This is a genomic window from Brevundimonas sp., assembly GCF_013912065.1.
GTDB lineage: Bacteria > Pseudomonadota > Alphaproteobacteria > Caulobacterales > Caulobacteraceae > Brevundimonas.
On the sequence record NZ_JACESA010000025.1, the window covers coordinates 1 to 20,784 of the forward strand.

At 69.1% G+C, this 20,784-nt stretch carries 22 protein-coding genes; 11 read left to right on the top strand and 11 right to left on the bottom strand.

The genetic code is table 11. From position 1 onward, the window contains the following. The 4 genes from H2037_RS15405 to hisC form a co-directional block, all read left to right on the top strand. Positions 1-2,644: ATP-dependent DNA helicase (locus tag H2037_RS15405; RefSeq protein WP_292123747.1), on the top strand; the 2,644-nt coding region annotated here is incomplete at its 5' end. A gap of 65 nt (positions 2,645-2,709) precedes the next feature. Continuing rightward, entirely contained in the window at positions 2,710-3,762 is a 1,053-nt protein-coding gene (locus tag H2037_RS15410; RefSeq protein WP_292123749.1) for a DUF2125 domain-containing protein, read from the top strand. Beyond that, a complete protein-coding gene (locus tag H2037_RS15415; protein WP_292123751.1) occupies positions 3,762-4,448 on the top strand; it encodes a hypothetical protein in 687 nt (228 codons plus the stop codon). The genes H2037_RS15410 and H2037_RS15415 overlap by 1 nt, the downstream gene beginning before the upstream one ends. Before the next feature lie 14 nt (positions 4,449-4,462). Further along, entirely contained in the window at positions 4,463-5,566 is a 1,104-nt protein-coding gene (gene hisC, locus H2037_RS15420; protein ID WP_292123753.1) for a histidinol-phosphate transaminase, read from the top strand. Here hisC and H2037_RS15425 read toward each other — a convergent pair. The 6 genes from H2037_RS15425 to H2037_RS15450 form a co-directional block, all read right to left on the bottom strand. Further along, positions 5,563-6,648 (bottom strand): acyltransferase, encoded by a 1,086-nt coding sequence (locus tag H2037_RS15425; RefSeq protein WP_365833896.1) that lies wholly within the window; start codon positions 6,646-6,648, stop codon positions 5,563-5,565. The genes hisC and H2037_RS15425 overlap by 4 nt on opposite strands. Before the next feature lie 162 nt (positions 6,649-6,810). After that, positions 6,811-7,623 carry a MipA/OmpV family protein gene (locus H2037_RS15430; protein ID WP_292123757.1) on the bottom strand — a complete coding sequence of 271 codons (813 nt, stop codon included), beginning with the start codon at positions 7,621-7,623 and terminating at the stop codon, positions 6,811-6,813. Between the two features lie 22 nt (positions 7,624-7,645). Then, entirely contained in the window at positions 7,646-8,377 is a 732-nt protein-coding gene (locus H2037_RS15435) for a lysophospholipid acyltransferase family protein (protein WP_292123759.1), read from the bottom strand. Then, positions 8,378-9,004 (bottom strand): YdcF family protein, encoded by a 627-nt coding sequence (locus H2037_RS15440; RefSeq protein WP_292123761.1) that lies wholly within the window; start codon positions 9,002-9,004, stop codon positions 8,378-8,380. Then, a complete protein-coding gene (locus tag H2037_RS15445; protein WP_292123762.1) occupies positions 9,001-9,891 on the bottom strand; it encodes an ABC transporter permease in 891 nt (296 codons plus the stop codon). Before H2037_RS15445 ends, H2037_RS15440 begins: the two co-directional genes overlap by 4 nt. Next, entirely contained in the window at positions 9,888-10,607 is a 720-nt protein-coding gene (locus H2037_RS15450) for an ATP-binding cassette domain-containing protein (protein ID WP_292123764.1), read from the bottom strand. Before H2037_RS15450 ends, H2037_RS15445 begins: the two co-directional genes overlap by 4 nt. A 71-nt stretch (positions 10,608-10,678) precedes the next feature. On the opposite strand from H2037_RS15450, the gene H2037_RS15455 reads away from it, so the two are divergent. Both H2037_RS15455 and H2037_RS15460 read left to right on the top strand, forming a co-directional pair. Then, entirely contained in the window at positions 10,679-11,635 is a 957-nt protein-coding gene (locus H2037_RS15455) for an MJ0042-type zinc finger domain-containing protein (protein WP_292123766.1), read from the top strand. 73 nt (positions 11,636-11,708) lie between these two features. Continuing rightward, on the top strand, positions 11,709-12,242 hold the full coding sequence (locus H2037_RS15460; RefSeq protein WP_292123768.1) for a phosphoribosyltransferase family protein: 534 nt from the start codon (positions 11,709-11,711) through the stop codon (positions 12,240-12,242). 4 nt (positions 12,243-12,246) lie between these two features. Here the strand turns inward: H2037_RS15460 and H2037_RS15465 are convergent, their stop codons facing one another. Further along, a complete protein-coding gene (locus tag H2037_RS15465) occupies positions 12,247-13,797 on the bottom strand; it encodes a hypothetical protein (protein WP_292123770.1) in 1,551 nt (516 codons plus the stop codon). Positions 13,798-13,980: 183 nt separating this feature from the next. Between H2037_RS15465 and rplU the strand changes: the two genes are divergently transcribed. From rplU to H2037_RS15480, 3 genes are all read left to right on the top strand, one after another. Next, positions 13,981-14,511, top strand: a complete 531-nt coding sequence (rplU, locus tag H2037_RS15470; RefSeq protein ID WP_292123772.1) for a 50S ribosomal protein L21 — start codon at positions 13,981-13,983, stop codon at positions 14,509-14,511. 100 nt (positions 14,512-14,611) lie between these two features. Then, the gene (gene rpmA, locus H2037_RS15475; protein ID WP_292123774.1) at positions 14,612-14,899 is read left to right on the top strand and encodes a 50S ribosomal protein L27; all 288 of its coding nucleotides are present in this window, start codon (positions 14,612-14,614) and stop codon (positions 14,897-14,899) included. Positions 14,900-15,064: 165 nt separating this feature from the next. Further along, a complete protein-coding gene (locus tag H2037_RS15480; protein ID WP_292123776.1) occupies positions 15,065-15,598 on the top strand; it encodes a GNAT family N-acetyltransferase in 534 nt (177 codons plus the stop codon). A gap of 19 nt (positions 15,599-15,617) precedes the next feature. Here the strand turns inward: H2037_RS15480 and H2037_RS15485 are convergent, their stop codons facing one another. The 3 genes from H2037_RS15485 to H2037_RS15495 form a co-directional block, all read right to left on the bottom strand. Then, on the bottom strand, positions 15,618-15,812 hold the full coding sequence (locus H2037_RS15485; RefSeq protein WP_292123777.1) for a hypothetical protein: 195 nt from the start codon (positions 15,810-15,812) through the stop codon (positions 15,618-15,620). Between the two features lie 130 nt (positions 15,813-15,942). Next, positions 15,943-16,494: a BA14K family protein gene (locus tag H2037_RS15490; protein WP_292123779.1), complete on the bottom strand. Its 552-nt coding sequence runs from the start codon at positions 16,492-16,494 to the stop codon at positions 15,943-15,945. Positions 16,495-16,574: 80 nt separating this feature from the next. Beyond that, a complete protein-coding gene (locus H2037_RS15495; protein WP_292123782.1) occupies positions 16,575-17,099 on the bottom strand; it encodes a hypothetical protein in 525 nt (174 codons plus the stop codon). Between the two features lie 213 nt (positions 17,100-17,312). On the opposite strand from H2037_RS15495, the gene H2037_RS15500 reads away from it, so the two are divergent. Both H2037_RS15500 and H2037_RS15505 read left to right on the top strand, forming a co-directional pair. Next, entirely contained in the window at positions 17,313-18,515 is a 1,203-nt protein-coding gene (locus H2037_RS15500; protein WP_292123783.1) for a threonine ammonia-lyase, read from the top strand. Further along, a complete protein-coding gene (locus tag H2037_RS15505) occupies positions 18,496-19,011 on the top strand; it encodes an FKBP-type peptidyl-prolyl cis-trans isomerase (RefSeq protein ID WP_292123785.1) in 516 nt (171 codons plus the stop codon). Before H2037_RS15500 ends, H2037_RS15505 begins: the two co-directional genes overlap by 20 nt. 517 nt (positions 19,012-19,528) lie before the next feature. Here the strand turns inward: H2037_RS15505 and queG are convergent. Beyond that, the gene (gene queG / locus H2037_RS15510; protein WP_292123787.1) at positions 19,529-20,638 is read right to left on the bottom strand and encodes a tRNA epoxyqueuosine(34) reductase QueG; all 1,110 of its coding nucleotides are present in this window, start codon (positions 20,636-20,638) and stop codon (positions 19,529-19,531) included. Positions 20,639-20,784: the final 146 nt, after the last annotated feature.

The following is a 20,784-nucleotide window of genomic DNA, read 5'->3' on the forward strand; positions in this document are numbered from 1 at the left end:
GCCGCCGCCACGGTCGGGCGAGTTGCTGGACGTGCTGGAACTGTACGCCTTCGTGAGGCCGGCGCGGTTCTGCGCGCCTTCGCCGACCGGCTTGGCCCTGTCGCTGGGGCTGGCCGAGCCGAAGTCGCCGGAGGAACAGGCGGCGGCGCTGGCCGAGGCGGCCGGGCTGCTGTTGCGTGAACTGGCGGCGCCCGCCTATCCGGAGCGGGAGGCGGCCTATGTCCTCTCCGTGACCATGCAGCGCGCCGGCTGGGCCTGGGGCGACCGGGTCGTCCAGGCGCTGGAGGCGGGCGGGGTGCGGGCGCGCCAGCACCGCGGTTCGGGCCTGGATGTCTGGAGCCGGCTGACCGAATGGGAGGACGAGGCGCCGCGCGGCGAGGCGGGGTCGGCGCCGGTCGACAGCGAGAGCGCCCGCATCCGGCTGGAGAAACTGCTGCAGGCCTCGGGCCTGGACGAGACCCGGCCGACCCAGTCCGACTACGCCGCCGAGGCGGCCTTCGCCTTTTCGCCGCGCAATGAGGAAGGGCGGCCCCGCGTGCTGCTGGCCGAAGCCGGGACGGGCACGGGCAAGACCCTGGGCTATCTGGCGCCCGCCTCGCTGTGGGCCGAGCGGAACCAGGGGGCGGCCTGGGTCTCGACCTATACCCGCGCCCTGCAACGCCAGATCGACCGCGAGAGCCATGCCCTGTGGCCCGACCCGGACGAGCGCAAGAAGAAGACCGTCATCCGCAAGGGGCGCGAGAACTATCTGTGCGTCCTGAACCTGCAGGACATGGTCCAGGCGGCCCAGCTGGGGAACGGCGACCTGATCGGCCTGGCCCTGGCCGGGCGCTGGGCCCTGCACACGCGCGACGGCGACATGACGGGGGGCGACTTTCCCGGCTGGCTGCCCGGCCTGTTCGCGACGCCGCCCGCCCATGCGGCGGGGGCGGCCAATCTGGTCGACCGGCGCGGCGAGTGCGTCCACGCGGCCTGCCCTCACTATCGCGCCTGTTTCGTCGAGAAGACGATCCGCGCCAGCCGCAAGGCCGATATCGTCGTGGCCAATCACGCCCTGGTCCTGACCCAGGCGGCCTTCGACGGCGCCCGGTCGGCGCGGGGCCAGAAACAGGACGGCGAGACGGCGGCCCTGAAGCGGATCGTCTTCGACGAGGGTCACCATCTGTTCGACGCCGCCGACAGCGCCTTTTCCGCCTGTCTGTCGGGCCAGGAGGCGGCCGAGCTGCGGCGCTGGATCCGGGGGCCGGAGGGCAAGGGCCGGCGCGGGCGCGGGCTGGAACAGCGGCTGGGCGACATGGTCGGGGACAACGAGGCGGCGCTGAAGGCGCTTCAGGACGCCATCCGCGCCTCGGCCGCGTTGCCGGGCGAGGGCGTGTCCGGACGGGTCGCCCCGGCCTCGGGCGAGGTCAATCCGATCGGGCCGATCGAGGCCTTCCTGGCCGCCGCCCTGGACCAGCTGCGGGCCCGTACGGCGGAGACCAGCCCCTATGGCGGGCCCGAGTTCGGCATGGAGTGCGCGCTGAAGCCGGTCACGGATCCGGTGGCGGAGACGGCGCGGGCGGCGGCCCAGGCCCTGGCCGCCGTCGAGGCGCCCCTCCTGGCCCTGTCGCGCCATCTGGAGGACATTCTCGACGACGAGGCGGCCGAGCTGGACGGATCGCAACGGTCGCGGATCGAAGGGGCGCTGCGGGGTCTGGACCGGCGGGCGCGGATGACCCTGCCGGGCTGGCGCTCGATGCTGGCGGCGCTGGAGGACGGAAGCGATCAGCCGGATCCCGACTTCGTCGACTGGCTGTCGGCCGAGACCGCCTTCGGCCGCATCCATGACGTGGCCCTGCGTCGCCACTGGATCGATCCGACCGTGCCGCTGGAGGCGGCGGTGATCGCGCCGGCCCACGGGGTGCTGGTCACCTCGGCCACCCTGTCGGACCCGTTGCAGGAGGACCCGTTCGATCTGGCGCGGCTGCGCACCGGCTCGGCGCGGCTGATCGAACCGCCGCGCACTCTGAAGGTCGACAGTCCGTTCGACTATGCGGCCAACAGCCGGGTCATCGTCGTCAACGACCTGATCAAGGACGATCCGCGCCAGACGGCGGCGGCGATGCGCGAACTGTTCCTGGCGGCCGGGGGCGGGGGCGTCGGCCTGTTCACCGCCATCCGTCGGTTGAAGGCCGTCTATGAGCGGCTGGGGCCGGACCTGGCCAAGGCCGGGGTGCCGCTTTACGCCCAGCACGTCGATCCGCTGGAAGTCGGGGCCCTGGTCGACATGTTCAGGGTCGAGGAAAACGCCTGCCTGCTGGGCACCGATGCGGTGCGCGACGGCGTGGACGTGCCAGGGCGGTCGCTGCGCATCCTGGCCTTCGACCGCGTGCCCTGGCCGCGCCCGGACCTGTTGCACAAGGCGCGGCGCGAACGGCTGGGCGGCCATTTCGCCCAGGGTCGGGGCTATGACGACGCCCTGGCGCGCGCCCGTATCGCCCAGGCCTTCGGCCGGCTGATCCGGCGCGGCGACGACAAGGGGGTGTTCGTGATGCTGGACGCCGCCACCCCGACCCGGCTGTTCGCCAGCCTGCCGCCGGGAACCGAGGTCCAGCGGATGGGCCTGGCCGATGCGGTCGAGACGGTGCGCGGCTTTCTGGGCTGAACATCGGCGGCGGCCTGGCGTTGGCATGGTAGCGAGCAAGCCTTCGCATCGTTTAAGAAGACCGAATGACCGATGTTCCCTCCAAGCCGCCCAGCCGCAAGGGCCTCTACGCCCCTTTCATCGTCCTGCTGGTCGCCCTGGCCGCCTGGACCGGCTGGTGGTTCTATCTGACGCGCCAGATCGACGCTGGACTGGAGGCCCAGGCCGCGAACCTGCGCCAGCAGGGCTGGGACATTCGGTACGCCGACAAGACCATCGTCGGCTGGCCGTTCCGGGCAAATGTCAAACTGACCCATGTCACCCTGGCCGCCCCGTCCGGCCACGCCCTGTCGGCGCCCGAGTTGAACGCCGAGGCCAATGCCTATCAGCCGACCAAATGGGTGGTCGTGGCGCCCAAGGGTCTGATCCTGACCCGGGCGGGCAAGGGCAAGGTCGCCGTCAACGGCGATGCGATCCGGATGAGCGCCAGCGGCATCGACCAACGCTGGCCCAATCTGGCTCTGGAACTGGTCAATCCGATCTTCACTGTCCATCCCGGCGGCGAACCCTTCCCCATCGCTCGCGCGGCGCGGATTGAATTCTACAGCCGACCCCATCTCGAAGGCTCGGAGGCACCTACCGACGACATCGACGTCATGTTCCGGCTGGTGGACGGTCAGGGCCGTCGCGACGGCCCGGTCGAGGGCTTCGCCCAGGACGGTCAGCTGACGACCCAGCTCGAGGCGACGATCGGTCGAGCCGGGCTGCTGAAACTGGGCGACGCCGCGGGGGTCTTTTCCCAGTGGACCAAGGGCGGCGGGACCTTCCGAAACATTCGCGGCGATCTCCAGGCCGGCGACAGCCGCGCCACGCTCAGCAGCGACATCCTGCGCGCCGACGCCGACGGTCGGCTGACGGGTCAGGTGGCGCTGCAGTCGCAGAAGCCTCTGCCGGCTCTGTCCGGCCTGTTGCAGTCGCGCCAGGGGCCGGCGAACCAGATCGGGGCAGTGGGCGTCGCCGCCGCCGCCGGCGCCGCCGAAGCCGCGACCCGCGAGGAGGTGGCCTTGACGCTGAATTTCCGTGACGGCCGCACCTGGCTGGGGCCCTTCTCCCTGGCGCCGGCGCCGAAACTGTTCTGATGGCGCTGCTGGAGGAAGCTCAGCCCGACGAGGCTTTGTCGGCCCTGGACCGGGCGGTGGCCGAGGCCGTGCGGGCGCGGGTCGCCGCCGGACCCCGCGACCGCGCCGACGCTTCAGCCCTGGCGCTTCGAGACGCCCTGGTCGACGCCAAGGCGGCCGAGGCCGTGGCGCTGAAGGCCGTCTGGGGGCGGATCGAGGCCGCAACCGGGCCGGCTTTGGTCACGTCTGGCGGCCTGGCCCAGGCCCTGGCCACGGACCGCTATGGACTGGGCGCACGCCCCATGGCCGCCGACGAGGCGCTGAAGGCGGTCGAGGGCGGGGCGCGCGCCCTGATCGACCTGTCGCCGGACCGGCCTTGGTGGGGCCGACTGCTGGCCAAGCCGGAACTGAGGATCGTCTCCGCCCTGCCGGACGACCGCCGCGCCCGTCCCCAGGCCTTTCTGGTGTCCCGGGAAGTCTCTGGCCCCACCGGGGACGACCGCAGTTTCTGGGTCACCGACAGCGGTTGGTCCGAAGCCAAGATTATCGAGGCCCTGGCCGAGGCCGGACTGATCGCCGATCCTCTGGCGGCGGCCGGCGGCTTGAAGCTGTTTATGCTGGCGGGCTATGTGCAGGTGGAGGACGGGCGGCTGAACGGCGCGCCCGGCCGTCTGACCGGCGTCATCGGCGCCGCCCCCCTCTTCTGAGATCAAGGCTTTCCATGACCGACGCCACCGCGCCCCAAGGCCCCCAGGCAAAGCCCGGCATTCTGGACATCGCCCCCTATGTCGGCGGCAAGTCGTCCATCGTCGGCGTCGCCGAGCCGATGAAGCTGTCCTCGAACGAGAACATGCTGGGCGCAGGCGAAAAGGCGCGCGCCGCCTATGAGGCCGCGATCAAGAACATCCACATCTATCCGGACGGCCGCGCGACCAAACTGCGCGACGCGGTGGCCCAGAAGCACGGGCTGGAGCCTGAGCGGCTGATCTTCGGCAATGGGTCGGACGAGGTCTTCGCCCTGCTGAACCAGACCTATCTGACGGCGGGCGACAATATCGTCTGCGGCCAGTACGGCTTCCTGGCCTACCGGATCAGCGCCAAGGCCTGCGAGGCCGAGGTCAAGCTGGCGCCCGAGCCGAACTTCAAGGCCGAGGTCGACGCCCTGCTGGACCAGGTCGATGAGCGGACCAAGATCGTCTATGTCTCCAATCCGTCGAACCCGACCGGCAGCTACAACAGCGGCGAGGAAATCCGCCGTCTGCACGCCGCCCTGCCGGCCCATATCGTTCTGGTGATCGACGAGGCCTATGCCGAATATGTCACCGAGGCCGACTGGGAGACCGCCTTCCCACTGGCCCGCGAGGCGACCAATATCGTCGTGACCCGCACCTTCTCGAAGATTCACGGCCTGGGGGGCTTACGGATCGGGTTCGGCTATGCGCCGGTGGCCGTGGCCGAGGCGATCGACCGGATCCGCCTGCCGTTCAACGTTTCGGTCCCCGGCCTGGAGGCGGCGACGGCGGCCCTGGGCGACGAGGCGCACCAGCAGGCGTCGCGCGACCTGATCGCCACCTGGAAGCCGCGCCTGACCCAGGCCCTGCGCGGCTTCGGCCTGGAGGTCCTGCCCAGCGCGGGGAATTTCGTGCTGGTGATGTTCGAAAGCGCCGACCGCGCGACCGCCGCCAGCGACTATCTGAACACCAAGGGGATCATCGTGCGCCCCGTCGGCGGCTATGGCCTGCCGCAGGGCCTGCGGATCACCATCGGCACGGAAGACCAGAACCGGGCCGTCATCGACGCCCTGAGCGAGTTCGCGGCGGGCTAGGGCGTGATCGGCTCGACGCTCAGCGGGCGCGTGGGGCCTATCCGCGACCAACGCCTTAGCGACCGGTCGAGCGGACGGTCTATCAGCCAGTAGATGACCAGTCCTCCGACCATGCCAGCGATCGCCGCCAGCACCATGCCGAGCACGAGGAAATCGGGAGGCGCAAGCTTACGCATCGCCACGGTCACTGCGGCGACCCCAAACAGGTGGAACAGGTAGATAGCGTAGCTGGCGTCGCCCAGCACGGCGGCCGTCTCGGGCACGTGCCTTTCTAGCGGTCGCGTCCCTAGAGCCAGAACGCCGACGGCCGCCACACAGGCCGTGATGATCCCGACCTGGACCATCGGATTAGTGTCATGTCGATTATAGGTGGCCGCGATCATGGTCAGTAGAGCGACCGCGAAAGTCGCGAGGGTCAGCATCATCTTGCGCGAAAGCAATCGAGGCTGGCCTTGGGTCGCCACCGCCAGCCAGACCCCGCCGACGAAGGCGAGCGTATCGATCCGGGTGTAGAAAATCAGGGCGGGCGACTGGAACTCCATGGTCAGACCCGCCAGAATCAGCGCGCCGAAGGCCACACTGAGGACGATCGCGCGTTTAAGGGCCGCCAGACCCGATAGCAGGGCGAAAGCGACATAGAAAAACATCTCGTAGTTCAAGGTCCAGCCAAGCTTCATCACCGGGTTGATTTCGCCGGAAGGCGCATAGGCCGGCAGGAACAGCAGAGACAGAACAAGATGCTTGAGGTCGAAGCTTGTTTGCTTGAAAGCCCAGGGCGCAAGCAGCACGCCCGCCACCGTTACGGCTGTAGCAATGTAATACAGCGGCGCGATCCTCAGCAGTCGCCGCCGCATAAAGTCGAGTGCGGAGAACCGCCCTGGCCCGGTCGTCACCACCATGATGTAACCGCTGATGACGAAGAATAGGGTGACGCCGACGCGACCCAAGAGGTGGCTGGCGCCCGGCGCGGAGGCGAAGGGGTGAGATATAGCGTGGGTGACGACCACAGCTGTCGCGGCGAGGGCTCGACCCCACTGGATGCCTATCATCCGCGACGCGGCGTGGACTTGGTCTTGAGGCATGGACACCCTTCTTCCCGTGAACGACGGATGCGCCAGCCGTCACGCTCACCTCGCGATCGGCTCCCAGCGTGTCATCTTGGCACACGCCTGTGTTTCTCGCAAAGACGGAGCCGGTGACCGGGTCAGTTCCCGCCGTTTTCAGTCGGGGCCAAACACCTTGTCTCAGCCGCCGAAGCGGCGGGCGAAGAAGACGCCGGTGCGGATCGTGTCGTCTTCCTGGGACAGGGGGCTGTCGGCCACGTCGCCGAGGCGGCGCTCGTAGTTGACCAGGGCGCCGGCGCCCCATTTGTCGTTCAGCGGGACCAGCAGGAACAGGCTGGCGCCCGCGCCCTGGATGCCGCTGCCCGGCGAATAGGCGTCGATGCCGTTGCGGGCGGCCTCGGCGGCGCTGACGCCGTAGTAGGCGTTCGCCAGCTTGGCGTCGCCGCCACGCGCATAGATCGAGACGTTCATCAGGCCGATCGGGGTGATGCGCTGATGGCCGGCCGAGGCGTAGTATTCGGTCCCCTCGCTGACGTCCGATACGTCGCGGCTGACCCGGCCCCCGACCACGATATCGCCAGGCAGACGCTTGAAGGCATAGGCGGCGACGTCGGCGCCGAAATCGGGACGATCAAGGTCCAGCCCCTCGATGTCGTCGGCCGAGAAGCGGGGGCGCAGTTGCAGGCCGGCGCGGAAGTCGTCGGTCTTGACCGCGTTCCAGCCCAGGCCGTCGATGGCGTTCACATAGACGAGGTCGCGATAATTGGCCGAGACCCACGGCACGACCGTGGTCTCGGAGCCCGTGTCGCCGTTGCTGTCCTTGCTGTAGAGGGCGCCGACGCCGAGATCGACGGTCCAGCCCTGCGCCGTTGGGCGCAGCTGTTGATAGGGCTGGGACTGGGCCAGGGCCGGACCGGCGACAGCCGAGGCGACGGCGGCCAGAGCTAGGGCGCGAAGACGAAGGGGGCGACGGGCGGACGGGGCGCGGGACATGGGGGTTCCTTGAAGAGGTCGGTCAGTCCATACGCTCGAGCTGGACCTTTGGCTCCAGCAGTGCGGTGGAAGCCGTCTCTATGCGACTTTCCAGCAACGCCATCATCGCGCCGCGCTTCAGGCCGGCGGGGATGGGTTCGAGGAATTCGAACACCACCTTGCCCGGATATCGGCGAAAGCCGTGGGCGGGCCAATGGAGCCCCGAGTTGGTGGCGACGGGCCAGCAGGGGCCTTCCAGATCACGATAGATGGCGGCGACGCCGGGCTTGTAGTCGCCGGGCACGCCGGGGTCGTTGCGGGTGCCCTCGGGGAAGATGACGATCTGACGGCCCTCGGACAGACGCTCGCGGGCCTGGCGGGTCATGTCCTTCAGCGCCCTGGCGTGGCCTGCGCGGTCGACGGCGATCATCTTGGCCTTCCAGGCGAACCAGCCGAAGAAGGGCAGGGGCATCAGCTCCTTCTTCATCACGAAACAGGCGTCGGGCAGCACGGCCAGCAGGGCGACGATGTCCAGCATCCCCTGGTGTTTCGATGCGATCAGGGCGGCGCCCTTGGGGGCGTGCTCCAGCCCGCGCACCTCGACCTCGACGCCCGCGATCCAGCGCAGGCCGAACAGGACGATCCGCGCCCACAGCTTGCATACGCCCTGGGCGTAGCGGTGCGGCCCCAGGAGGGCGGGCGACAGGCCGACGGCGATGATCGGCATGGACAGATAGAGCCAGGCGGTGAAGAGCAGGGAACGCAGGGTGTTCACTTAGGCAGGGGCCTTTTCGGCGGGGGTGTCGGACGCGGGCGCGTCGCGGCTGAGCCGACGGACGCCCTCGCGGCCCAGGGCGGCGAGATACTTCATATACTCCAGCGTCATCCGCCGCGCCGTAACCGTCGCGCGCCACCAGTGCCTGTTGTCCAGGGACGGGGTCGATACGGCGTAGGGCGTCAGCTTCACGCCCGGCAGCTGGCCCCGGATTTCGACCAGCGAGCGCGGCATATGATAGTCGGAGGTGACGACGATCAGGTCGTCATAACCCTTGGACCGGGCCCAGGCGGCGATCTCCTGGGCGTTGCCGACGGTGTCCTCGGCCTCGAAGCCCAGGTCGACGCAGCAGTTGAACAGGCGGCTGGAGCCCGGCGTCAGGTCCCGCAGCTCGCGACGGCGGACCTCGCGGTTGACGCCCGAGATCAGGACGCGCTGGCCCTTGCCCTGTTCCAGCAGGCGGATGGCGGCGTTGACCCGTTCGGCGGATGGGCCGGTCAGGGCGACGATGGCGTCGGCGCGGGCGGGCTCGTCGGCGGGCGTCAGCTCGCGCACCCGGTGGGCGAAGGCGAACAGGCCGACCAGCCAGATCAGGGCGACGACGCCGATGACGACGAGCAGTCTCATGCCTTCTCCCCAGCTGAGCCCAGCACCTGCATGGCGGCGAATCTTGCAGCCACAAGCGCAACCGTAGCCGCCAGCAGCGGACATGGCGAGAGCAGCAGCAGGTCGCCCCAGGTCACCGGCAGGGCCTGGGTCAGGCCGCCCGCCCCGCCCAGGAAGCGCAGGAAGGCCAGCAGAAGCCCCGCCAGACCGGCCCCGATGGCCCCCGCCCCGGCCGCCAGCAGGGCGAACCGCCGCTGGAACAGCCAGGCGATGCGTCCGTCGGTCGCGCCGTTCAGGCTCAGGGTCTCGATCACGCCGCGCCCCGCCGCCAGGCCGGCGCGGGTGGCGTAGGCGATGGCGGCGGCGGCGGCGAAGGCGGTGGCCAGGAAGGCGGCGCCGGCTAGGGTCGTGATCAGGGCCGCCGACCGCTCGACCTCGCCGCGCCACAGGCTGTGGTCGTCGACGGTGGCGTCCAGCCCGGCCTCGGCCAGGGCGCGGCTGAGGCTGACGGCGCTGGCGGGGGCGTCCGGCTTCAGCCGCACAGTCACCAGATGGGGCAGGGGTAGGTCGGGCAGGACGGCGTCGCCCAGCCAGGGCCGCAGCAGATCCTCGGCCGCCTTGCGATCCAGGGCCGCCGCCTCCTCGACCCCCTCGACGCCGGACAGGGTCTCGGCCGCGCGGGCGGCGGCGGTGTCGCCGGTTTCGCCGACGCGGGGGCGGACCTGAACCGTGGCCTCGGCGCCCAGCTGACGCGCCCAGCCATGGGCGGCGCGGTCGGCGGCCGAGGCGGCGACGGCGGCGAGACAGGCCAGGAAACACAGGACGGCGATGACAGTCATCAGCCAGGGCTCGCCGGCGGCGGCAGGTGGCAGCAGGCCGGGGCGGCGAGGGGGAAACAGGCGGATCATGCGGCGGCCCGCCGGGCCTTGCTGAGCCGCCCCTGATCAAGCCGCAGCACCTGGGCGCCGGAGCGTTCGGCCAGGCCCTGGTCGTGGCTGGCGATCAGGACGGTGGCGCCCAGTCGGTTCAGCGACTGGAACAGGCGCAGCAGCTTGTCGGCCATGGCGCTGTCCACGCTGCCGGTCGGTTCATCGGCGACGATCAGGCCGGGGCGGGTGATGACGGCGCGGGCGATGGCCAGCCGCTGTTTCTCGCCGCCCGACAGGGCCGGGGGACGGGCGTCCATCCGCCGGCCCAGGCCGACCCATTTCAGCATTTCCTCGACGTCGGGGGCGTAGTCGGCCTCGCGGTCGCCGGCCAGCCGCAGCGGCAGGGCCGCATTGTCGAAGGCGGATAGATGGTCCAGCAGGCGGAAATCCTGGAACACCACCCCCATGCGGCGGCGAAAGGCCGGGATGTCGCGCCGGTCGATCTGCGACACGTCGGCGCCGAACAGGCGGATGGACCCCGTCGTCGGCCGGTCGGCCAGGGTCAGAAGCCGCAGCAGCGAAGACTTTCCCGCGCCGGACGGCCCGGTAAGGAAGTGGAAAGAGCCTCGCGTCAGAATGAGGTTAACGTCTCGCAGCACGTCGGGCGCGTCCGCATAGCCGAAACCCACGCCCGACAGGCGGACGGTCTCGGTCACGGGGGCGGAATCGGCGGCGCTGGGTGGCGAGGACGGCATCGAACTTGTTTCAGGGACAGGGCGCGGATCGCGCCTTACGGGAGGGGGCGACAGCCTCGCAGTCAGCCACCATGATACTGACCTGCCCCGCCTGCGCCACCAGCTATTTCATTCCCGACGACGCCGTGGGCGCGAACGGGCGCAAGGTGCGCTGCAAATCGTGCGGCGAAGTCTGGCGCGCGACCAGCGACGAGCCCCTGGAACTGAGCGTTGCGCCGGAGCCCCGCGTGATCGCCACGCCCGAGCCGGACCCGACGCCGGAGCCCGCCAGCCTGGCCGAGACCCCCGCGCCTGAACTGCCCAAGGCCTTCCGCGCCCGCGCCGAACAGCAGCGTCGTCTGCGCCGCGCCGCTACGCATGGCGTGGTCTGGGCCGGCCTGGCCAGCGTCTTCGTCGGCCTGATCGTTTCGGCCTTCCTGTTCCGCGTCGAGATGGTCGAAGCCTTCCCGCGCGCCGCCGCCGCCTATGCCGCCGTGGGCGCGCCGGTGAACCCGATCGGCCTGGACTTCGAGGCCATGACGGCCAAGGAAGCCCCCGATCATCCCGGCATGGTTCTGGTTTCGGGCGCCCTGCGCAATGTCCGCGACGCCGAGATCGTGGCCCCGCCCGTCCGCGTCGCCCTGCTGGACGAGCACGGGGCAGAGGTCGGGTTCAGGATCGTGACCATCGACGCCGCCCCGGTCCTGCCCGGCAAGGTCCAGGGCTTCGCCGTCATGATCCCTGACCCCGGCGGCCACGCGGCCGACATCGGCGTCAACTTCGTCGCCGCCCCGGTCAGCCACGCCAAGCCGACCGCCGCCCATGGCAAGGCGTCTGATCACGGCTCGTCTGACCACGGGGCGCCGGATCACGGAACGCCCGCCGACGCCAAGCCCGCCCATGGAACGCCCGACCATGAAGCTCCTCACGCGCCCGCCGCCGATCACGGCTCGGGTCACGCGGCGCCGGTCGAGGCCCATGCGGAACTCGCCCCGGCCTCCAACGGCCTGCGTTCGGCGGTCGCGCCGGGCGTGCGCGGTCATGGCTGAGGGTCGCTGAGCCGGACCGCCGCCGCGCCCGAGGTGGACAGGGGGCGTCGCGAGGCGGTATCCGCCTCGGATCATGGCTGATACCTCCCCGACGCCGACCGTCCTCCTGGCCGAGGCCGACATCGCCCGCGTGGTCGCGGACCTCGCCGCGCGCATCGCCCCCGTCATCGACGACGAGACCGTCGCGGCCGTACTGTTGACCGGCGGCCTGTGGTTCGCCGCCGACCTGACCCGCGCCCTGTCGCGGGTCGGCCGCAATGTCCGGTTCGACGCCCTGTGGCTGGCCTCCTACGGCGACGACAAGACCAGCCGGGGCAGGATCGACGTCTATGCGCCCTTCCAGCGCCCCATCGCCGGGCGGCGCGTCCTGATCCTGGACGACGTCTTCGACACCGGCCTGTCCCTGGCCGAGGCGGTGCGGATCGCCCGCGAGGGCGGGGCGTCCGAGGTCCTGACCTGCGTCTTCGCCCGCAAGCCCTGGCCCGAACCCCGCGCCCCCGAACCCGACTTCGTCGGCTGGGAGGCCCCGAACCGTTTCCTGGTCGGTTACGGCCTGGATCACGCGGGCGGTTTGCGTGGCCTTCCGGACATCTGCGCGCTGGACTGAGCGATCAGGGGAGCGACAGCCTGGGGGCGTGCTCGATCACCCAGGCCGCCGGCTCCGCCAGCGCCTTTGCACATGGCGCTTCGAGGGTGCGACCGTCCCGCGTCAAATATCTTACTGTTTGGTTTGAGGCGCAGCGGGCCTGGACGGCGGCGAACATGGCCCGCGCCTCCTTTCGCGGGTCGTGACCCTCGACCAGATCTATGGTGGGTCCCCCGGAAAGGGGACCGCATCGCTCCCCATCCAGCTTCAAAGCTTCGGGATCGTTGAAGAAGCCATAGCTGCCTTGGCAATTCTGGTCGGCGACATGGAAAAGGGCTTTCGTCATTAGCGTGTTGTCAGACGGCCTGTTCTGCAGAGTGACGCCAGCAGAGGTCAGGCCGCTCCGCAGCTTCTCCCACCGATCATCAGACGGCTCGTCAATCACGAGCAAAGCAAGGCTGTCTTGTCGCAACCGGGCGCGAAAGTCGGATACGCCATAACCGTCGGGGGTCTGCTTCAGCATTTGGCCCCAGAGGGTCAGAACGGATTCTCCCTGGGCGCGGCGTTCGAGGTCTGTCAGCCACTGGATCAGGACGCCACATTGATAGGGCGCCGCCCCACGACCGAACCTGGGGTCTTTGAGCGTTCCTGCGTCAAGGGTCGTGCGGCAGCCGTCGAGCGCCGCGCTCAAGCGGGTTCTCGCATCGTCCTCGCTCAGCCCCCCAGTGGATACCGCCCCCAGTATGGCCGCATACTCCGCTCCGCCCTCGTGTAGCCATGGCGCGGTGGAGACGTCGCGGGCGGACCCCGCTTCCCATCGGTGGAAGGTCTCGTGCCAGACGAAGGTGCTGAGCGGCTCCAAAGCGTCGCGCCATCCCTCGTCATGGAATCGCAACGAGATGACGCCGCCATCGGTGACATCTCCTCGAAATGTCGATGGGCCCGGGCTGTCGGCAGACAAGATCAACAACGTCTGGCCCGGAGACGGCCGGTCAAGCGCGGAGGCGTAGAAGCGGGCTGCGGCGAAGAAGTCGTTCCGAAGTTGATCGGCAAGCTCGGTAGGCGTCGTCTCGCCGGTCGCCGTCACCACCCCGTCGTGAGCGGACACAAGCCGACGGGGGCCGAGGAAGGCATAGCCGCTGATCTCCTCCTGCTCCGGCGTGCTTGTTTCCGTCGAAGCCGGCTCCAGCCGCAGTTGCGCCGACATGTTCGCGAGCTGGAAGGCCGGCCCATAGATCTGCCAGCCGGAGCCCACCTTGATCAGGCTGGGATAGATGCGATCCACTTCCTCGGCGTCTGGCCTAACGGCAAGGGCGACTTGGCTGAACGGGGTGTCGCCGGTGATCACATCGCCGCTCAGAGAAAGCCCGGGGGTGAGCACGCGCCAACCTGTTCGGTCTCCGCCGGTACGCCGAAACTCCAGGCGGTTCGTCGGTTGCGGCAAACTGACGATTACCGCCAGACCCTCTTCGCTGGTGCGGGCCGTGATGACAGCCGTTTGCGGATCAGCCGCCCCGGCTGGATGGGCGAACACCAAGGCTGCGGCTAAAGCCGCGCGGAAGACATGGGCAGGCATGTTCGTCTCGTGGTTGTCTAAAGCGCCCGCAAGCTACTTGGCTCGCTCGTCTACGTCACGACCGTCTTTTTCCGGCGTCGGCGTTGACTCGGAGACGCCCTTCCGTATATGTCGCCGCTCTTCGCCCCCGGGGGTCTCCTCCGGAGGGCGTATTCTTTTTTGCGTTTGCGCTGAGGCTTCAACATGTACGCGGTGATCAAGACCGGCGGCAAGCAGTACCGGGTCCAACCGGGCGACACCATCGTCGTCGAAAAGCTCGACGGCGACGCCGGCGCGGAGCTGAAGTTCGACAGCGTCCTGATGCTGGGCGGCGACAAGGGCGTGACCCTGGGCGCCCCGCTGATCGACGGCGCCTTCGTCGGCGCGACCCTGGTCGAGACCCGCAAGGGCGAGAAGATCAAGATCTTCAAGAAGACCCGTCGTCAGGGCTATCGCCGCACGAACGGCCATCGCCAGATGGAATCGGTTCTGCGCATCACCGGCATCGAAGGCGCCGGCGAAAGCGCCAAGTGGGACGGCACGGTCGATCTGACGACCAAGGCCGAGATCAACCTGCGGGCCCGCAACCTGGCGACCCGCGGCGCGACCGACACGGTCCAGGCCGACGACTCCGACGTCAAGAGCGTCGCAGTCGAGACCGCAGCTCCCGCCAAGAAGGCCCCGGCCAAGAAGAAGGCCGCGCCCAAGGCTGAAGCCGCCGGCGACGAAGCCTAAGACATTCACCGGCGCTTCACGGCGCCAGATCAGATTGCAGGGACGTCCTCAAATAGGCCAATAGGCCGGTAGGACACCCAAGAGAGTACGGAGCGGCAAGATGGCTCACAAGAAATCCGGTGGTTCGTCGCGTAACGGTCGCGACTCCCAGTCGAAGCGCCTCGGCGTGAAGAAGTATGGCGGCGAGCGCGTGCTGGCCGGCAACATCATCGTGCGTCAGCGCGGCACCACCTTCCACCCGGGTGAGAACATCGGCATGGGCCGCGACCACACTCTGTTCGCCCTGACCCACGGCGCCGTGAAATTCACCAAGAAAGCCGGCGGCCGATGCTATGTGTCGATCCTCGCGGCGAATGACGACGCCGCTCAGGCGCTCGCCGCCGAGTAACGCAGTCTGGGATTTCACCGGATCGCGTTGCTCCTGAAAGCAGCCGATCCGGACCAGGGAAGATATTCCGCGGGGAGTCTGGATCACCAGGCTCCCCGTTTGCGTTTCCCCGCCTCGAAGACCGCCCGAGCCCTCCAAGGAGGCGGTCCGAACCGAGGCCATGCCATGTGCGTCATCGAAACCTCTCCCGTCGTCGAGACCCGGCGTCTGGTCCTGCGCGCGCCCGCGCCGCAGGACGCGCCGCGCATCGCCGCCCTGGCCAACGACCTCGACATCGCGCGGATGACCAAGCGGATGCCCCACCCGTTCCGGATCGAGGACGCGGACGACTTCGTGCTGCAGGTGGCGGCCCAGGACCCGGCGCGGGCCAACACCTTCGTGATCGAACACGAGGAGACGGGGCCGGTCGGGGTCATCGGCCTGTTCATGGGCGAGGATCGAGTGCCCGAGGCCGGCTACTGGATCGGGCGGGACTATTGGGGCCGGGGCTTCGCCACAGAGGCCCTGGACGGCGCCCTGGCCTGGGCGGGTCGTAAGTGGAAGCGGCGGGCCCTGGTCGCCGGCCATTTCGCCGACAACCCAGCCTCGGGCCGGGTGCTGGAGAAGGCGGGTTTCCTGTACACCGGCGAGACCCGCCGGGCCTGGAGCCGCGCGCGCCGGGCCGAGGCCGATACGCGGATGATGGTGTGGCTGGCCTGAGCCGGCCCGCCCGTCGCGCCTAGCCGGCGAGGCTGGGTCCGTAGACGACGGCGGCCCCGACCAGGCCGGCGACAAGCATGGCGCCCGCGCCGGCGATGAAGGCTGTCGCCGTGCGGGCGCGGCGGCGACGCATGCCGCCGGATCGGTATTTGCGGATGAGGATCATCGGACCCCGCGTGAAGGCTTCGGACCCGATGATATTATGCTGGGACAAGAGGCGCTCCCCGGACTGCCGCTGGTAGGCGGATCAGTCGGGGGATGTCGCGGCCAGAAGATGGCGACCCGCGTTACCGGGATCGCAACTTCGTGAGGCCCTTGATTCTATTGATGTTCGGCGAAGCCGGTCAGCCGCAGAAGATCAGACGCCCGCTGTAGGCGCGGTAATAGCCGCTGGCGGGATCATAGGATCGGTAGGCGGCGCGGCACCAGTCGATCCGATGGGGATCGCGACCGCGACCGTAGGCGTCGCGGCTGTAGGCCTGGCGCGATCCGCCGCCGGGGTAGATCAGGTCCGGGCGGCCATAGGCGCCCGGATAGACGCTGGGGCTTGAGCCAAGGTTGGTGCGATAGCCGTAGCCGTATCGGCCGTCGTCGTAACCATAGGTCCGGGCGCGGACGGGCCGCTGATCGCGCCAGAGGGCGCCACAGTCGGTGCGGGCGGCGTCCCAGTAGGCGTCGCAGCGATAGTCGCCAGGCCGGTCCGCCTGACCGTTGAAGTCGTAGCGGCCGCGATGGCCGTGACCTGATCCGTAGCTGGAGCGGGACGGCGAATAGGCGTCGTAGCCGGAGGCGTATCCCCCGCCGTATCCGCCATACGGCGACTGGGCCGTGGCTGGGGCTGCGACGGCGGCGGTCGAGAGGGCCACGGCGACGGCGGCGATCGAGGCGAGTCTCATGATGGATCCCCAGAACGGCCCGTCGGGGCCGGGGCGGATGGGAACGCTTACTGAAACGCTTACGGGGCAGGGTTACCGCACTACAGGGTCACATTGACGACACGGCCGCCCCGGGTGTCAACGCGGCGCATCAGCACCAGGGGGCCTTCGGCGCCGGGGGTGGTGACGGGCACGATCAGGAACCAGCCGCCGTCGGGCAGGCCGGCGAAGCGGAACCGCCCATTCTCGCAGACCTCGGAGCGGACGAAGCCGGTGTAGTTGGCGTTGGCGTCCGGCACGGTGCGGGCCCGCACCACGGCGGCCGGGACGGCGGCCCGGTCGGTCGAACCGTACAGGGTGCGGAAGCGGGCGCGGGTATAGGGGGTGTCCGGGGTCAGGCCGGCCGAGCCGACGCAGGCGTAGGTCTTGCCGTCCTGGCGATAGGCCACGCGGCCCTCGATGGCGGCCTGGCCCGGCTGTTGCGACCAGGCGAAATCGGCGGTGTTGAAGGTGGCGGGGCCGGCGACGGGGGCGCCGCCCGGATAGGTCGTCGGGGCGCAGGCCGACAGGGCGGCGGCGGCCAGACCCGTGGCGAGAGCGGCGGCGGCGAGGGGGCGAATGGACATGGCTTCCTCCGGAGATCCGGGCCGCCCTGGGGGGCGAGGCCGGAAATGATCGTGGGACGGGGCGCGGGGGTGCGGCCGTCCGACTATCGCACGTGCGATAACGCGACTGCCACGGTCAAGGTTGCGCCCTCTGGACCGCGAACCGACAAAGCGCGAAAGAAGCGCGAGAAAATTCGTCGGGCGGGGCGCCCGGCGGCAGAGTGGAATCCGATCATGACCGTCACCTTCGCCGATATCGAAGCCGCGAAAGCCCGAATCGCCGGTCACGTCGATCGCACCCCGACCCGCTATTCCCGCAAACTGTCGCAACTGACCGGGGCCGAGGTCTGGGTCAAGTTCGACAATCTGCAGTTCACCGGCAGTTTCAAGGAGCGGGGGGCGCTGAACCGGCTGCTGCTGCTGACGCCGGAGGAGCGCAAGCGCGGCGTGGTGGCGGCCTCGGCCGGGAACCATGCCCAGGCCCTGGCCTATCACGGCGGTCGGCTTGGCGTGCCGGTCACCATCGTCATGCCGGAGGGCACCCCCTTCGCCAAGATCAACGGCACCCGGTCCCACGGGGCCACGGTGGTGATCGAGGGGCTGGACTTCACCGGCTCGACCGAGGCGGCCCAGCGGCTGGAGGCGGAAAAGGGATACGTCTTCGTCTCGGCCTTCGACGACGAAGGGATCGTAGCGGGCCAGGGGGTCTGCGCCATCGAGTTTCTGGAGGATGCGCCCGAGATCGAGGCCCTGATCATCCCGATCGGCGGCGGCGGCCTGATCGCCGGATGCGCCATCGCCGCCAAGGCGATTAAGCCGGAGATCAAGGTGTTCGGGGTCGAGGCGGCGCGATACCCGTCCTTCACCGCACGGCGGGCGGGCAAGCCGCCGGTCTGCACCGGCCAGACCATAGCCGAGGGCATAGCCATCAAGGCGGTCGGCGACATCCCCTTCGCCCTGGCCGATCCGCTGGTGAACGAGGTCTTCGTCTGCGAGGAGGCGGACTTCGAACGGGCGGTAGCCCATTACGTCACCTATGAGAAGACGGTGTCGGAGGGGGCGGGCGCCGGGGGCCTTGCGGCGCTTCTGGCCTATCCGGATCGGTTCAAGGGGATGAAGGTCGGGCTGGAGCTGTGCGGCGGAAACATCGACGCGCGGATGCTGGCCGTGGTGCTGAACCGGGAGATGGTCCGTGAACGGAGGCTTATCGTCTACCGTATCCTGGGCGACGACCGGCCGGGCATGTTGTCGGCCATGGCGGCGGTGATCGGCGGCCTGGGCGGCAATATCATCGACGTGGTCCACAACCGCCTGGCGCTGGACGTGCCGGCCAAGGGCGCCGAGTTCGACATCATGGTCGAAACGCGCGATAGCGCCCACGCCGACGAGATCGGCGAGGCCTTGAAGGAACGCGGCTATGAACTTCGGATGGGGTAGGGCGGCCGTCGTCGCCGTTCTGATGCTGGCGGGCTGCGGCCGGTCGGAGCCGGTTGATCCGAACGCGGGCAAGGCCGAGGCCGCCGCCTTCATGGAGAAGAACGCCAAGGCCGAGGGCGTCCAGACCCTGCCGAGCGGGCTGCAGTACAAGGTCGTCCAGTCGGGACCGGCCGGCGGCGTCAGCCCGGACCGCAACGACCTCGTCAAGGTCGATTACGAGGGCAAGCTGGCTGACGACACCGTGTTCGACAGTTCGTTCGCGCGCGGGGCGCCGGCGGTGTTCACGCCCGAGGCGGTGGTGGCCGGCTGGACCGAGGCGCTGCAGAAGATGCGGGTCGGCGACGAATGGATCCTCTATGTGCCGCCGGAGCTTGGATATGGCGAGGACAGCAGCCCGAAGATCCCGAGCAATTCGGTGCTGATCTTCCGGCTGAAACTGCTGGACGTGGCGCCGGTGCCGGGCGGTGGGTCGGGCGTGGGGACGGGGATGGGGTGAGAGCCCCTCCGTCACGGCGCTGAAGAAGCGCCGCGCCACCTCCCCACGATGTGGGGAGGAGACAGATCTCGCGGCCCCACCGTCTCCTCCCCGCTTTGCGGGGAGAGGGACCGCCGCGCCTCTTGCGCGGGGGTGGAGGGGCTCTGGACGTCCCGCGGGCGCTGGTGATGCGGTGAAGAACCCCTCCGTCACGACGCTGAAGAAGCGTCGCGCCACCTCCCCGCCGAGCGGGGAGGAGACAGGGGAAGGGGGCGAATTGCACTGGAGGGTGAAATCAGTGCAATGGAGTGCAATATCCCGTAAGTTGTTGTGTTTGTTTGAAAATATGAGATGGCTCAATTGCACTGTGCAATTCGAGTGCAACTCCGTCCCAATCCTGCGGCGATGTCAAAGACCAACGCTCATCCTAGCCCAGGTTTCAGCCCTGGCGGGTTGATTGTCGCTCGATGCAGTCAAGCCTTTGAAAACAGGCGAGTCCGTTCGCAGAATTAGGAGGGTTGGAGTCCGCAACCCGACATCAGAGGCGGCGCCATTCGGCCAGAACCTCGGCGTCCGTTTCGGAAGCGGCTTCGGATAGGGCGGCGAATGCAGTGCTCGGCAGCAGACGCGACAGGGCCCAGACCGCAGCCCCGCGCACCAGGGGCGAAGGGTCGTTCAGCAGACGCTGCGTCGGGGCGATCAGGGAGGCGTCATCGGAATTGCCGACCGCATAGAGGACGTTACGCAGGAACCGATCGCGGCCGATCCGCTTGACCGGGCTCTTGGTGAACAGGGCGCGGAAGTCGGCGTCGTCGAGGGCCAGCAGGTCGGCCAGGCGCGGGCTTTGGAAGGCGGGGCGGGGCGCCAGCCGGATTTCGCGCGCCTCTTGCGCGAACTTGTTCCACGGACAGACGGCCAGACAGTCGTCGCAACCGTATATGCGCGACCCGGTCAGGGTGCGGAACTCGACCGGCCAGGCACCGGCGAACTCGATCGTCAGATAGGAGAGGCAGCGCCGGGCGTCGAGCTGGAACGGGGCGGGGAAGGCGTTCGTCGGGCAGGCGTCCAGACAGGCGGTGCAGCGGCCGCAGTGTTCGGTCTCGGCCTCGTCCGGCTCGATCTCGGCGACGGTCAGGATGGAGCCCAGAAACAGCCAGTTGCCGTGGGTGCGGCTGAGCAGATTGGTGTGTTTGCCCTGCCAGCCCAGGCCGGCGCGCTGGGCCAACGGCTTTTCCATCAAGGGGGCGGTGTCGACGAAGACCTTCAGATCGGCGCCATTGCGGGCCGCGATCTGGCCCGCCAGCTGTTTCAGCCGGCCCTTGATAAGGTCGTGATAGTCGTCGCCGCGCGCATAGACCGAGATGTATCCGCCCGAACGGTCGGCCAACTGCTCCAACGGGTTATCGTCCGGGCCGTAATTCATGCCCAGGACGATGGCGGTCCGCGCCTGGTCCCACATGGCTGTGGGATGGCGACGGCGGTCGAGCGTCGTCTCCATCCAGTCCATATCGCCGTGGCGACCTTCGTCCACGAACTGGCGAAGCCGCTCGCCCGCCGGCCAGGCGTCGGCCGCCGAGGCGAACCGGCAGACGTCGAAGCCGAGCTCGGCCGCGCGCTGGCGGATGAAGGTTTTCAGGCGGTCGGACACGGGCGGGGGATAGCATACTGTCGCCTCGCGGCGCAGCGTGAATGGCCGCGCGGTGGGGCTTTGCGACACCCAGGGCTTCAGCGACGCGGACAGAACGCCTGCCCTCGCGAGCGGAGGAGACCCGTCTCCGACACATAATGTCACGC